This is a genomic window from Clostridium sp. AM34-11AC (assembly GCF_003435375.1).
GTDB lineage: Bacteria > Bacillota > Clostridia > Lachnospirales > Lachnospiraceae > Pilosibacter > Pilosibacter fragilis.
In genome coordinates this window covers 643,471-657,311 of the sequence record NZ_QWGL01000001.1, presented here as the reverse complement: position 1 = coordinate 657,311, position 13,841 = coordinate 643,471, and the positions used below count along the sequence as shown (strand labels likewise).

At 49.7% G+C, this 13,841-nt stretch carries 10 protein-coding genes; 9 read left to right on the top strand and 1 reads right to left on the bottom strand.

All coding sequences use genetic code 11. The features are described 5' to 3' along the window. Nucleotides 1–126: 126 nt before the first annotated feature. Nucleotides 127–498 carry a class I SAM-dependent methyltransferase gene (locus DW826_RS02990; RefSeq protein ID WP_117504405.1) on the top strand — a complete coding sequence of 124 codons (372 nt, stop codon included), beginning with the start codon at nucleotides 127–129 and terminating at the stop codon, nucleotides 496–498. A 117-nt stretch (nucleotides 499–615) separates the two neighbouring features. On the opposite strand, the gene DW826_RS02985 is transcribed toward DW826_RS02990, so the two are convergent. Further along, nucleotides 616–1,539 carry a LysR family transcriptional regulator gene (locus tag DW826_RS02985; protein ID WP_117504407.1) on the bottom strand — a complete coding sequence of 308 codons (924 nt, stop codon included), beginning with the start codon at nucleotides 1,537–1,539 and terminating at the stop codon, nucleotides 616–618. 174 nt (nucleotides 1,540–1,713) lie between these two features. Here DW826_RS02985 and DW826_RS02980 point away from each other — a divergent pair, with 174 nt between their 5' ends. The 8 genes from DW826_RS02980 to DW826_RS02945 all read left to right on the top strand — a co-directional run bounded on the left by DW826_RS02980 (nucleotide 1,714) and on the right by DW826_RS02945 (nucleotide 13,788). Then, nucleotides 1,714–2,547 (top strand): ABC transporter permease, encoded by an 834-nt coding sequence (locus tag DW826_RS02980; RefSeq protein ID WP_015552826.1) that lies wholly within the window; start codon nucleotides 1,714–1,716, stop codon nucleotides 2,545–2,547. Next, nucleotides 2,540–3,322 (top strand): ABC transporter permease, encoded by a 783-nt coding sequence (locus tag DW826_RS02975; RefSeq protein ID WP_117551977.1) that lies wholly within the window; start codon nucleotides 2,540–2,542, stop codon nucleotides 3,320–3,322. The genes DW826_RS02980 and DW826_RS02975 overlap by 8 nt, the downstream gene beginning before the upstream one ends. Before the next feature lie 13 nt (nucleotides 3,323–3,335). Further along, nucleotides 3,336–4,376, top strand: a complete 1,041-nt coding sequence (locus DW826_RS02970) for an ABC transporter ATP-binding protein (protein ID WP_117483823.1) — start codon at nucleotides 3,336–3,338, stop codon at nucleotides 4,374–4,376. 88 nt (nucleotides 4,377–4,464) lie between these two features. Then, nucleotides 4,465–5,577, top strand: a complete 1,113-nt coding sequence (locus DW826_RS02965; RefSeq protein ID WP_117551976.1) for an ABC transporter substrate-binding protein — start codon at nucleotides 4,465–4,467, stop codon at nucleotides 5,575–5,577. Nucleotides 5,578–5,593: 16 nt separating this feature from the next. Next, nucleotides 5,594–7,312 (top strand): adenine deaminase C-terminal domain-containing protein, encoded by a 1,719-nt coding sequence (locus DW826_RS02960; RefSeq protein WP_117551975.1) that lies wholly within the window; start codon nucleotides 5,594–5,596, stop codon nucleotides 7,310–7,312. An 82-nt stretch (nucleotides 7,313–7,394) separates the two neighbouring features. Further along, nucleotides 7,395–8,750, top strand: a complete 1,356-nt coding sequence (locus DW826_RS02955; RefSeq protein WP_117551974.1) for an amidohydrolase — start codon at nucleotides 7,395–7,397, stop codon at nucleotides 8,748–8,750. Nucleotides 8,751–8,902: 152 nt separating this feature from the next. Then, entirely contained in the window at nucleotides 8,903–10,447 is a 1,545-nt protein-coding gene (locus DW826_RS18520; RefSeq protein WP_242994027.1) for an SEC-C domain-containing protein, read from the top strand. Nucleotides 10,448–10,452: 5 nt separating this feature from the next. Further along, nucleotides 10,453–13,788, top strand: coding sequence for an SNF2-related protein (locus DW826_RS02945; protein ID WP_147327123.1), 3,336 nt, complete (start codon nucleotides 10,453–10,455; stop codon nucleotides 13,786–13,788). The last annotated feature ends 53 nt before the right edge of the window (nucleotides 13,789–13,841 follow it).

Here is a 13,841-nt window from a genome sequence, read left to right as displayed (position 1 = left end):
CTTAGAGAGATTTTAAACTGCCAAACAACGAAGAGATAAAATTCATATTGGAGATGATCAGCTTTGAAGAAAGCATATGAGCAGGAAATAGAAATGTGAACCCGGGTTTTTGAGGAATGTATATCGGTGGATCTGAGAAATCTGGATTTAAAGGTGGAACCCATGTCGTTTGATGGAGTGATCCTGTCCAATGTTCTGGATGTAATGCCGAAGGACATATCAACAACCGTGATCGATGATCTGGAACGGGTGCTGAAGCCCGGCGGATATTGGTTTATTAAGATGAATCCGTACTATTCAAAAGAAGAGCTTGAAAGCTTTGAATATAAAAATGCGGGTAATAATATTTATGAAAAAGATCATATTATGAGATTAAGACAGGCAACTACAAACTATTGGAAAGAAAAATTTGCACGTTTTGGGAAAGAGATCATATATTTGGAATTCGAATACCCGTGGCAGGAGGGAATGAACCGTCTGTTTGTTTACCAGAGCTAAAGGTGCCAGAAGATTCGCAGCAAGAAGCCGGATACTGAAAGAGATTGTCCGGCTTCTTTTACGAGGTGCGCCAGACGGCGCACTTTGCAGATGGATATAAATTTCTGGGAGAACGTTTTATTTCTCACGGCAATATTCCCGGATCATTTCCAGAAAATCCCTCGCATGCTGCGGCAGATACCGGTTTTTCCGATAGGCGGCGATGGTAGTTGTGAGGGCCGGTTTATGGCCGACGGAAAAGCAGAGGGCGCGGTTTCCGGTGTACTGGTTTTCATGGTGGAAATAGCTCTCCGGGGCGAAGGCAGCGCCGACGCCGTCCATAGCCAGATGGATCGACATGGAGGAGTTTCTCGTGTGGAGAGAGACCGGTGGATTGATGTTGTACTCTTTAAAGAGATCCAGAGCGATGCCGCCGGTGTTCTGGTCCGGGTAGAGGAGAATGAAGTTTTCCTCTTTTAATAGGGAAAGATCTAACCACGGGTAGCGGAAGCCGGGGCGTGTGATGGCTTTTGCGGCGAGAGGATGGTTTTCATGCAGGACCAGAACAATCTCCTCAGAGCGCAGGATCTGGTAGTCCATGGTCTCGGGAAATTCATGGATATTGTAAAGAGTCAGGTCGATGGATGAGGTCTCCAGACTGTTCTCCGCAATGAAATTTACAGCTTCCATGATATTTAAGGTCACATAGGGGTATCGTTTATGAAACGGCGCCAACATTGGTTCGATCAGCGTGCTGCCCATCATGATCGGCACGGCGATGTTTAAGCGGCCGCGCTGGCGGTGAGCGATATCGTCGTATTCCTGCATCCACTCATCACCGCAGGCAACGATCTGTTCGGCGTAGTGAAGGTAGCGTTCACCCATGTAGGTCGGGTAGTAGCGGTTCTCGTGGCGGCTGAACAGCGGAGCGCCGAGACGTTCTTCCAGGTTCTTTAAGTACTTGCTCAGGGACGGCTGGGAGATATAAAGAGATTCGGCGGCTTTGCCGATACTCTGGTGGCGGGCGATCGCCAGGATATAGCGGGCTTCTTTTAATTCCATACAGGGCCTCCTCATAGCTTTACTGCATAAAAATTATAGATAATATGTATTTGACGTATAGTATATCACTTTTTATAATGAATGTAAAATATAAGTGTAATTGATGAAAAAACAAATATTTATAAGAAACACTAATTAAAACTTATCACGCACAGTTAAGAAAGGGGCAAACCAATGAAAAAGAGCAGTGCATGGTGCATGCTGGTTCCGGGACTGGTGATCTTATTTCTGTTCCTGATGATCCCGCTGCTTCGCGTTCTGGTTCCAAGCGTGTTTACGGGAGATTACCCGTTCAGCGCATACGTGGACTTTTTTAAGGACGAGTATTACAGAAAGATCTTTTTGAGAACCGTGAAGATCGCGGTCATCACCACCTTTGTCTGTATGGTGGGCGGTATCCCGACGGCGTATTTCATCAGCCGCTGTGATAAGAAGTGGAGAGGACTTCTCCTCTCTGCATCGATCTTCCCGATGATGACGAACTCCGTTATCCGAAGCTTTGCATGGATCAATATTCTCGGCAGCAACGGGATCATCAACAAGGCAATGATCGCTATGGGACTGATCGAGAAGCCGATGAAGCTTTTATACACCGACTTTTCTATCATCATTGGTTCTGTCTACCTGTTTCTTCCGTTAATGATCGTGACAGTTGCCGGTGTTATGGAAAATATCGATGATGACATGATGGAGGCGGCACAGAGCCTCGGAGCTTCAAGAACGGAAGCATTCATGAAGGTCATCTTCCCGATGAGTCTTCCTGGAATCATCGTCGGCGGTATTCTGGTATTTACCGGAACCCTGACAGCTTACACGACGCCGCAGTTATTAGGAGGCAACAGCAACATGGTCATGGCGACCCTGATCTACCAGAGAGCGATGTCCGTCAGTGACTGGACCGGCGCGTCCGTGATCGCCCTCATCATGATCGTTGTAACCCTGGTTGTGATCAAAGGATTTAACGCTCTGGCCGCACGGCTGGACCGCAGAGGTGAAGATTATGCGTAAAAATAAAGTGCTGACCATATGGGCAGCGATCGTATTTGCATTTTTGATGATCCCGTTACTGATCATCACCGTAACAGCATTCGGCGGTGGAAGCGCCATCACATTCCCGATCGAGTCCTTCTCGACGAAATGGTTCGCGAACGTGTTCGCGCTAAAGTCTTTCCGCAGATCATTCCTGACCAGCCTTGAGGTTGCGCTCCTCGCGACATGCATCTCTCTTCTGGTCGGAATCCCGGCGGCTTATGCGCTGGCGAGATCCGGTTTAAAAGGAAAGCAGTTATTAAAGTCCATCTTCCTTTCCCCGACCATCGTTCCGGGAATTGTAATCGGCTTTATTATGTACCAGTGCCTGATCCTGACACTCCGGATCCCGGTATTTGCGGGACTTTTAGCAGGACATTTCATGGTCACACTTCCGTATGTGATCCGTGTTGTCGGTTCCTCCATGGAACAGTTCGATTTTTCCATCGAGGAGGCGGCGTGGAGCCTCGGATGTCCGAAGGGAGCGGCGTTTTTCAAAGTCGTTCTCCCGAACGTGACTTCCGGAATCTCTTCCGCGTTCATGTTGGCGTTCATCAATTCCTTCAACAACATTCCGGTGTCCATGTTCTTATCCGGACCGGGCGTTTCGACATTCCCGTCGACACTGATGAACTATATTGAATACAACTATGATCCGACCGTATCGGCGGTTTCCGTACTTTTAATGGCAGCTACCGTGATCATCATGGTGATCGTAGACCGCACACTGGGTATCGCAGCCCTGGCAAAATAAGGAGAATATGACCATGGCTTTTATGAGTTTAAATGGAATCGACGTAAGTTACGATAAAAAGAAACAGATCTTAAAGGGGCTGAATCTGGAAGTCGAGGAGGGCGAGCTTGTATCCCTCTTAGGTCCCAGCGGCTGCGGCAAGTCCACGACACTCCGCGTCGTTGCAGGCTTTATCGACCCGCAGGGCGGAACCTTCACATTAGACGGAGAGGACATGACAAAGGTCCCGGTCCACAAGCGCCAGTTCGGCCTGGTATTCCAGAGCTACGCCCTGTTCCCGCACTTAAGTGTTTATGACAATGTAGCGTTCGGGCTCAGAACAAGAAAGATGGACAAGGACCTGATTGACAAGAAGGTCAGGGAGATCCTTGAGGTCTGCGGCCTGACAGAGCTTGCCGACCGTTTCCCGAAGCAGATGTCCGGCGGACAGCGCCAGAGAGTTGCCCTCGCGAGAGCACTTGTCATCGAGCCAAAGTTACTGCTCTTAGATGAGCCGTTATCCAACCTTGATGCGAAATTAAGACTTTCCATGCGTGTGGAGATCAAGAGACTCCAGAAGCGCCTTGGAATCACCACATTGTTCGTTACACATGATCAGGAAGAATGCTTCTCCATCTCCGACAAGGTGGCCGTTATGAACGGCGGTGTCATCGAGCAGTTTGACACACCGGAGAACATTTACAGGAGACCGGCGACAGAGTTCGTCGCGAGATTCATCGGTTTCGAGAACTTCCTTGAGCTTGCGAAAAAGCGGGACGGCGTCTACACAGCGCCGGACGGAAGTGAGTTCTTAACTTCCATGGATCTTGACTGTGAAAACTTTGCAGGAACGATCCGGCCGGATGATATCTGTCTGGCGGATGAGATCCAGACAGAGAATGTTTTAAGCGGAACGATCGGCGTCCGCACCTTCCTCGGAAAGAGCTACCAGTACGAGGTCGAGACTTCAGCCGGAGTCTTAAAGGTCAATATGGGTACCGACCATGTTTACAAAGAGGGCGAAAAGATCCGCCTGTATCTCCCGAAGGACAAGCTGATCCTGGTGAGAAAATAAAAATTTAACTTAGTGAACCATCGCGCGGGCAGAGATCCTGTCAACGCGAAGAAATATTATCTCAAAAGAGAGAAAGAGGAGAAAAACCATGAAAAAAACAGCAGCAGTTGTACTTTGCACAGCAATGATGCTTACCGCCTGCGGCGGCGCATCCACAACAGAGACCACAGCAGCAGGAAGCCAGGCAGCAGGTTCTGAGACCACAGTTTCCGCAGAAGAGACAAAGGCAGCTTCCGGAGACGCACAGAAGCTCGTATTATCCACATACGGCCTCAGCGAAGATATCTCCGAAGAAGAGGTTTACACACCGTTTGAGAACGAGTTCAGCTGTGAGATCGTTACTGAGACAGGCGGCACAAACGACCGTTATACAAAGTTAGCGGCAGACCCGAACTCCACCATCGATGTGATCGAGCTCTCCCAGGCTATGACAGCGAAGGGCACTGACGAGGGACTTTTCGATACGATCGACTTAAGCAAGATCCCGAACGCTGAGAAGTTAATTCCGGCTGCAAAGGAGATTGCAGAGGCAGGGCAGGGTGTTCCGTACACCATCAACAGCATCGGTATCATCTACAACCCGGAGCTTACAGGATTTGAGCTCACAAGCTTTGACGACCTTTGGGACGAGCGCCTTGCAGGCATGGTTTCCATCCCGGAGATCACAACAACATTCGGACCGGCTATGGTTTATGTTGCAAGTGACCATGCAGGCGTTGATGTGACAACTGATAACGGCGAGGCAGCTTTCAAGGCACTTGCTGACTTAAAGCCGAACCTTGTTAAGACATACACAAAGTCTTCCGACCTGATCAACATGTTCACATCCGGTGAGGTTGCAGCAGCTGTTGTCGGCGACTTCGGCGTTCCGACGATCGTAGCAGCAAACCCGACACTTGTTTATGTAACACCGGACGGAGCTTACGCAAACTTCAACACCATCAACGTAACAAAGAACTGTGCGAACAAGGAGCTTGCTTACGAGTACATCAACTACCGCATCAGCGAGGAGCTCCAGACAAAGACAGGTAAGGCATTAAACGAAGCTCCGACCAACATGGATGTTACATTCACTGAGGAAGAGTCCCAGAACATGACTTACGGCGATGCAGCTGAGAAGGTTAAAGTTGTTGACTACGCTTTCGTAAACCCGATCTTAAATAACTGGATCGACCAGTGGAACAGAACGATCAACAACTAATAATGAGGAAATTTATATGAGACCCGATTTCATTCTGAAAAATGTCATGGTCTATCAGACCTTCAGACAGTGCTTTGAAAAACGGGATGTGGCAGTTGCAGGGGAAACGTTTTATTGCATTTCCCCTGCAATTTCATATCCGGGAGTTGAGGAGCGGGACGGCAAAGGCAGATACATGCTGCCAGGTCTGGTGGATATCCATATGCACATCGAGAGCTCGATGACGTATCCGGGCGAATTTTCCAGGATCACGCTTCCATATGGAGTGACAACGGTGGTTGCCGATGCCCACGAGATGGCGAATGTGTTCGGCATGGACGGCATCCGTGCTTTTATGGCGCAGAAGACGAAGCAGGACATTTTCTGGGCGATCCCGTCCAGTGTACCGGCGACAAATGAGAAGTTAGAGACAGCCGGGGCGGCCCTTGGTGTAAAGGAAATTTCTGAGATGGCATCCTTAGATGGAGTTCTCTGCCTTGGAGAGATCATGAACTATAAGGATCTCTCAGCGGAAGGCGAGAGCCGGACGAGGGACCTCATCGATGTGTGCCGGAACGCAGGAAAGAATCTAAGGATCGAGGGACACTGCCCGGGACTTACGGGGGCAGATCTTAACCGCTTTATCTATGAAGGTGTTGATGCGGACCACACCCAGCAGACACCGCAATCGGTGATGGAGAAGACGGAGCTTGGGATGTTTCTGGAGCTGCAGTTCAAATCCCTGACACCGGAGGTCGTGAAGACCGTCTGCGATCATGAACTCTATGAGAATGTGGCGCTGGTGACGGATGACACGATGGCAGATAAGCTTCTGACCGGACATCTCAATAAGATCATCGAGACGGCTGTGAAGGCGGGGATGCCGATGGAGAAGGCAATCTACTGCGCGACCTGGACACCGTCGCGGCGGATGCATCTGGATGACAGAGGGATGATCGCGCCGGGAAAGATCGCAGACTTTATGCTGCTTGACAGTCTGGACGGGATCGAGCCGGTGGTGGTTTATAAGAAGGGCAAGTGTGTGTACTGCAGGGCTGATGAGGTGTGCGGTGCGGCAGAAGCTGCGGCATGCAGTTTCCCTGATCCGTTCTACCACACGATCAACTGCCGTCCGGCGGAGATCTCCGACTTTGTGTTAAAGGCGGAAGATCCAGACGCGAAATGGGCGGAAGTCAATGTCATGAAGATCGGCACCTTCGGAACGGCTACCACGCCGGTGAAGCGCAGAGTCGAGGTGAAGGACGGTGTGCTTGACTGGAAGTCGGCGGGACTTACCCTTGCAGTCGTTTTCGAGCGGTACGGCAAGAATGGAAATGTCGGATATGGTCTTGTGGAAGGAGCGCTGACGAAACCGGGTGCTGTGGCCACCACGTGGTCCCACGACAGCCATAACCTGTTTGTCCTGGGAACAGATGAGAACGATATGAAACTGGCCCAGAGGCGCGTCCTGGAGCTCCAGGGGGCATATGTGGTGTTCTCTGAAGGAAGATCCCTGGCAGAGGCGAGACTTACAATCGGCGGCATCGTTTCGGATCAGCCGATCGAGGTCCTCGGACAGGAACTGAAAGAAGTCCGGGCGGCGATGGAAGGTCTCGGATATGTGAACAACAACGTGATCATGTCCATGTCCACGCTTTGTCTGCCGGTTTCACCGAAGTTAAAGCTCACGGATCACGGGCTTTTGACGGTGCCGGGGCAGGAACATGTGCCGTTGGTTGAGAAGTACGGGAAGTAGTTTTACGGCCCGCCGCCGGTTTTCTCCCCGGATAGTGGAAGAGCCGGATCAGATCGAAATTATGAAGGATGAAATTAGAACGATGAAGAAGATTATCAAAAACGGCATTGTTGTGACGATGAACGCGGCAGGTGATGTCTGGGATCATGGTTATGTAATGTTTGAGGATACGAAGATCCTGGCAGCAGGTCCGGAAGATGAGCTTGAGAAAACGCTTCAGGAGCTTACTGCGCAGGGGATCTTAAAAGCTGGCGAGACCTTCGAGGAGATCGACGCGAAGCGCGCTATCGTGATCCCAGGCCTCGTAAACACCCATTGCCACCTCGGCATGATCCCGTTCCGCGGTCTCGGGGACGACTGCAAGGACCGCCTGCGGGTGTTCCTGCTCCCGATGGAGAACCAGGCTATGGACGCGGAGATGGCCAGGCTTTCCACGAGATACGCCATCGGCGAGCTGCTGCTTTCCGGCGTGACGACAGTGCTTGACATGTACTATTTCGAGGAAGTCGTGGCGAAGGTCATGGACGAGATGGGGATCCGCGGAATCGCCGGTGAGACGGTGATGGAAAAGGATTCCTGCGACAGTAAGAACGCGGATGAGGCCATCAGGCGGGGAATCGCCCTGATCGAAGCATACAAAGATCACCCGCGTGTTTCCGGAGCGATCACGCCCCACGGAACGACGACCTGCAGCCCGGAGACTTTAAAGCGGGCCTATGAGGAGGATGTAAAGGCGGGAACTGTATTTACGCTCCATGTGGCGGAGATGGACTACGAGATGACCCAGTTAAGGGAACAGTATAACATGACGCCCATCGAGTTTATGGAGCATATCGGTGTCCTCGGTCCGAATACGCTGGCGGCCCACAGCATCCGCACGACGGAACATGATGTGGAGATCCTCGCGAAGCATGGCGCGTCTGTGGCCCACTGCATCGCCTCCAACACGAAGGCCGCAAAGGGCGTAGCCCCGGTGTCACTGATGCATAAGCACGGCATGTCCGTCGGCTTCGGCACCGACGGTCCGGCGAGCGGAAATACGTTAGACCTGTTCATCCAGATGCGGATGTGTGAGAACTTCCACAAAAATGAGCTCCACGACCGCAGCGCGTTCCCGGCAAAAGAGGTCGTCTCCATGGCGACCATCGAGGGAGCAAGAGCGTTAGGACTCGGTGACATCACCGGTTCCATCGAGCCCGGAAAACAGGCGGATCTCGTCCTCGTAGAGACCGACTCCCCGAATATGTTTCCGGTATACGACCCGTATTCGGCACTTGTGTACAGCGCGATTGCATCGAATGTGAGAGATGTTTATGTTGCGGGTGAGTGCCTCGTAAAAGAAAAGAAGCTTGTCCGTGAGGACTTCGCGAAGATCAGGAATGACCTTCGGGAGAAGATGGAGCGGACGGCGTTTAAGGATATGAAGAATCTGGTGTAGAAGACAAATATCTTGACGGAAACTGTAAAAGTACATATAATTCTGAATATAGGACAAGGAGATAGCTTGAGGAAGAGTTATCTCCTTTTTTTAAAATTTAGAGAGAAAAATACACAGACAGAGGTGCCTGTCAGGCAGCTGGGAGAAAAATAATGAGGATGTTCAGGATAAAAATGACGGCGGCGAGGACAAACCCACAGCAGATCCGTGAGGTGCGGATCGATTCGGAAAAAACGGTGGGAGAACTTCTGGAACTTGTCCGTATTGTATATGAATATGGGGATGTAAGAGGAAGTCTGTTAAATGAGGCGGGGGCCAGCCAGTCCCCGGAGACAAAGCTTAAGGACCGGATCCACGTCAGAGATCTCCTGACCGTAAATTATGCGAACAAATCGATCACACCGATTTATCTGGAAGTCCTTGAGGAGTTTGATGGATCCGGGGAGACAGCCCCGATTCTCGAAAGATACAGGATAATTCCAAGGCGGACAAGAAAGACGGCATTTGGTTATCCTGCGTTTGCGCCTGAAGAGGCGGAGCGCTTTCAAAAATATCTGAATAAGGAGATCAGTAAGGTATTCGCCCCGGAACTTGTGGTGCCGGACTTTGCCTGGGAAATTGCGACACCGTGGCAATCATTGCTGGATTCCGGTACGGCTGCGGATCTGAAAATATTAATAAAAGAAAACAAGCTTCCCGTCAATGTCTATCTGAGAAAAGCGGAGCTGGAAAAGGGGATCATAAAAGAAGCAGGAAAATCAGATTTCTGGGAAAATATCATGCAGACAATGGGAATCACTGAGTATTTTCAGGTCAAAGAGCTCTGCATTCAGGGCAGTAAATTTGTAAATGGAGACGCGGTGGATACAACATTCCCGGTTTTAAGCAGGAACCGTCTTGTTGATGAGAATTACTGGTATCGCACGATACTGGCAAAAGAATTCATGGAATTTTTTGAAAACTGGCTGGGGAGCGGAAAAGAAAGAGAATACATAAAGGACCATGCGGAGCAGACCTGCTTTTTGGCAGCATGCAGGCTTTACGGCTTTGCGGACCGGGAGCTGGTGACTGAATTTTATAAGATCATGTGTCCGGAGCAAAATGCGGCAGAGCGGGTAGGAACTTTCTGGAAACAGGCGATGCAGTGCGCACTCCAGTATAATATCAAAAAGATAGTGGGGATGGAAGTCTACTATGATTCGCAGAGTGTTTCCTCCAATTCTGTAAAGCTGTTATATCGGTCATTTCTTACGTCAGACCGGTTCCATTATGTTCCGACAAAGGCGGAGATCGAGGATATCGCAATTTCCGGTATCGGCTTTTCGGAAAAAGACAGGGAAGCGCTGATAGACATGATGGAGAGAAAATACCGCTGTGAGAGAACGAACGGAAGATTTATTGTTGGGGAACTAGAAAAAGCGATACATACAGGAATTCCGGCGGGAGAGCTTACCGGGTATCTTCAGAAGGCATTATTATCGGGCAGAAGATCCTCATACCTTGGCGATATCATGGAGATTCTTGAACGTGCGCAGCGGACGGTGAGGAAAATACCACTGGGAGGATATACGGAGACGGAGATCAACCGTGCGGTGACAAAGAAAAAAGTAGTACGGGTCGAAAAGAAGATATATCCGAATGACCCGTGTCCGTGCGGTTCCGGAAAGAAATACAAGAATTGCTGTGGAAGAAGGTGAGAGGCGTGGGGACAAAGAATGAGATAGTTTACGATCTTAGACATTTTGAGAGAGATTTCAATGAGACAGAGCAGGTCAATGGGCTGGAGCAGGCTCTGGCGGAGCCTAAAAAAGATATCAGGATTAAGATGCTGGCAAACGAGCAGAGGGAGGCTGGGATTCCCTATGAGTCAGGGGATAAGATCTTTTCACTGAGGGCAGTCTGGAAGAATGATTCCAATACGCAGAGCGCGTTATGCAACGTGTACGTGGATGAAACACATGGGGAATGGATCTCGGCAAACTGCAGCTGCTCAGAATTTAATAGGAACAGATATTGCTGCCATCATGTCACCGCGCTTCTCTCCCAATATCTGATGGATCATTGGGGAACGGAAATTTTCCGGGGAACAAAAATCGAAAAGAAGCTGGCGGAGCAGGCCGGAGTACCGGATCCATTTGTTCCGGGAGTTCTGAGAAAAACGGATCAGGATCTTCTTGAAATGTTGAACATGCCCCAGGTCGGGAATATGGATCCGCTGGCGGAACTTGCGACAAACACGGAACTTCATATGGAATGCCATCTGGCGAAAGAAAAGGGTGGTGTCTCCCTGGAGCTGAAGATCGGAAGTAAGAGAAGGTATGTGGTAAAAAGCATGCTGGAATTGTTTAGATCCTGCGATGAGGGAAGAGTGTACCAGATCGGAAAGACAGACTGTCTTTCATCGCTTGACCAGTTTGACATGGATGGGCGGAGAGCGATGGAGCTTCTGCTGGGACAGTACCGTCATAAAAAGAGCACACCATATTTCTCAACTATGTTTCTGCGCACGAGTGGCAGTTACAATGAGAGATATGTTTATCTGGAAGGACGCGATCTTGACGCATGGATGGAAAATGTGGGAGAGATTCCATGCTATGTCGGAGATGATCAGGTAAGAATCAGACTTGATGGTGCGGGACCGGAGATTTCCATGGAGAGGCAGCCATATGGAATGCTTTTAAAGACGGAAAGCTTTTTTATCCTTGCTAAGACGGAAGACTGGATCTATTTTCAGACAGGAGACAGGGTCAGCCGTACCAGAAATCAGCAGGGTGGACGTTTGGGAGAAATTTTGGAGCTATTGTCTGGAAAGTCGGAATTTTATATCAGAAATAAAGAACTTCCCCTGTTTTTTGGGCAGATGCTTCCGGCAATTGAGGATCAGACAGAGATCCAGACAACGGGATTTGCGCTGGATGAGTATCGTCCGGAGATCCCGAAAGTATCGATCTATCTTGATATCTCTCAGGATGAGATCATCTCCTGCCAGGTAAAATGCAGGTATGACAGAAGCGGGAAAGAATATCTTCTTTATGATGAGACAGACCGTTCCGTGAGAAACAACGGATTTGAGGAAGAGCTGCGGAGAGTGACCGGAAAATATTTCAATGCTTATGATGAGACCAACAAGTCAATGTGCCTCTCCGGCGGTCCGGAGGAGCTGTATCATTTTCTGACAGAGAGTGTGACGGAGTTAGGAAAATCCGGGGAAGTATTTATTTCGGACGCGCTTCAGAAACTGAAGGTGCGGAAGCTGCCATCGGTGGATATCGGAATCCGCATGGATACAGGTCTTCTTTATATGTCGATTCAGGCGCCGGATATGACAAAGGATGAGCTTGCGGAGATCCTGTCGTTATATTCAAATAAAAAGAAATTTTTCCGCCTGAAAAATGGTAGCTTTATGACAACAGATCCGGAAAAACAGAAGGAGTGGGCGGTTCTTGCTGAGACCTTTTTACAGTATGGAAAGAAAGATCCGGCGAGTATGGAGATTCCGGCGTTCCGGGCACTTTATCTGGACGAGATGCTGAAGAACCGGGATGGGATTAGCCTTGAGGAGAATCGGAAGTACAAAGAGCTGCTCTTTAATATGGATACAGCAAAAGAGGCAAATGATGAGGTCCCGGAATCCTTGAGGGGAATCCTGCGCCCGTATCAGGCGGATGGATTCCGGTGGATGAAGACGTTAAAACGATGCGGCTTCTGCGGAATCCTTGCGGATGACATGGGACTTGGAAAGACTCTTCAGATGCTGACGTTCCTGCTATCTGAGAAAGAGGAAGGAAAGACAGGAGATGAACTGCGGACGTTGATCGTTACTCCGGCTTCTCTTGTATACAACTGGAAAAAAGAGATCGGCCAGTTTGTGCCGGAGCTTTCCTGCAAGGTGATTACAGGAAATGCGGCAGAGCGGCAGGAAATGATCCAGAATGAGGAAGATAGGGATATCTGGATCACATCCTATGACCTTCTGAAACGCGATATTGCATGCTACGAGAATATCCGGTTCGCAAATCAGGTGATCGATGAAGCGCAGTACATCAAAAACCATGGTACCCAGGCGGCAAAGAGCGTGCGTCTGATCCAGAGTGGATTCCGGATGGCGCTGACGGGAACTCCGATGGAAAACCGTCTCAGTGAACTCTGGAGTATTTTTGATTTCCTGATGCCGGGCTTCCTTTATGGATACCAAGGCTTCCGGGAGAAATTTGAAGAAGCGATCATGAATGACAGAGATGAAGAAGTGAGTGCGAGATTGCGCAGCATGGTACATCCGTTTATTCTTCGCCGACTGAAAAAGGATGTGCTCACGGAGCTTCCGGACAAGATTGAAAAGACGGTAACGATTGAGCTTGAAGGAGAGCAGAGAAAGCTGTATGACGCATACGCAAAGCGGCTGAAACTGTATCTGGAAAAGCAGAGCAAAGAGGAATTTAAACAGAGCAAGCTGGAAGTATTGAAGGAACTCACAAGACTGCGCCAGCTTTGCTGCGGTCCGGAGTTATTTCTGGAAAACTATCACGGTGAAAACGCGAAGATGGATGCCTGTGTGGAACTTGTGAGACAGGCAGTCGACGGTGGACATAAGGTGCTTCTGTTCTCCCAGTTTACGAGTGTGTTGGATGAAATTGAAAAGGCGCTTGCGAAAGAGAAAATCGAGGATCACCGAATTGATGGAAGCGTGTCGAAGGAGCAGAGGATCCGGCTTGTGGATTCCTTTGAGACGGACGATGTTCCTGTGTTCTGTATTTCCTTGAAAGCTGGTGGTACAGGACTGAACCTGACGGCGGCAGATATCGTGATCCACTACGATCCATGGTGGAATGTCGCTGCGCAGAATCAGGCAACAGACCGTGCGCACCGGATCGGTCAGAGGAACACGGTGACGGTCTATGACCTGATCGCGGAGAACACGATCGAGGAGCAGATCAAAAAGCTTCAGGAGAGCAAGAGTGCTCTTGCGGAGGAGATCTTGTCTGGAGAAGGAATCCAGAGTATTGTACTGGATCGGGATGAGATTTTGAAGATGCTGTAAAAGTGTATTGCCGCTTCAGATAAGCTGGGTAGTGCATTCAGAAGAAGTAAAGG

Bases quoted from the DNA above. Each gene is read 5' to 3' on its own strand.
- DW826_RS02975 (WP_117551977.1), top strand. From the start codon at position 2,540: ATGCGTAAAAATAAAGTGCTGACCATATGGGCAGCGATCGTATTTGCA.
- DW826_RS02970 (WP_117483823.1), top strand. From the start codon at position 3,336: ATGGCTTTTATGAGTTTAAATGGAATCGACGTAAGTTACGATAAAAAG.
- DW826_RS18520 (WP_242994027.1), top strand. From the start codon at position 8,903: ATGAGGATGTTCAGGATAAAAATGACGGCGGCGAGGACAAACCCACAG.
- DW826_RS02960 (WP_117551975.1), top strand. From the start codon at position 5,594: ATGAGACCCGATTTCATTCTGAAAAATGTCATGGTCTATCAGACCTTC.
- DW826_RS02985 (WP_117504407.1), bottom strand. From the start codon at position 1,539: ATGGAATTAAAAGAAGCCCGCTATATCCTGGCGATCGCCCGCCACCAG.
- DW826_RS02965 (WP_117551976.1), top strand. From the start codon at position 4,465: ATGAAAAAAACAGCAGCAGTTGTACTTTGCACAGCAATGATGCTTACC.
- DW826_RS02980 (WP_015552826.1), top strand. From the start codon at position 1,714: ATGAAAAAGAGCAGTGCATGGTGCATGCTGGTTCCGGGACTGGTGATC.
- DW826_RS02955 (WP_117551974.1), top strand. From the start codon at position 7,395: ATGAAGAAGATTATCAAAAACGGCATTGTTGTGACGATGAACGCGGCA.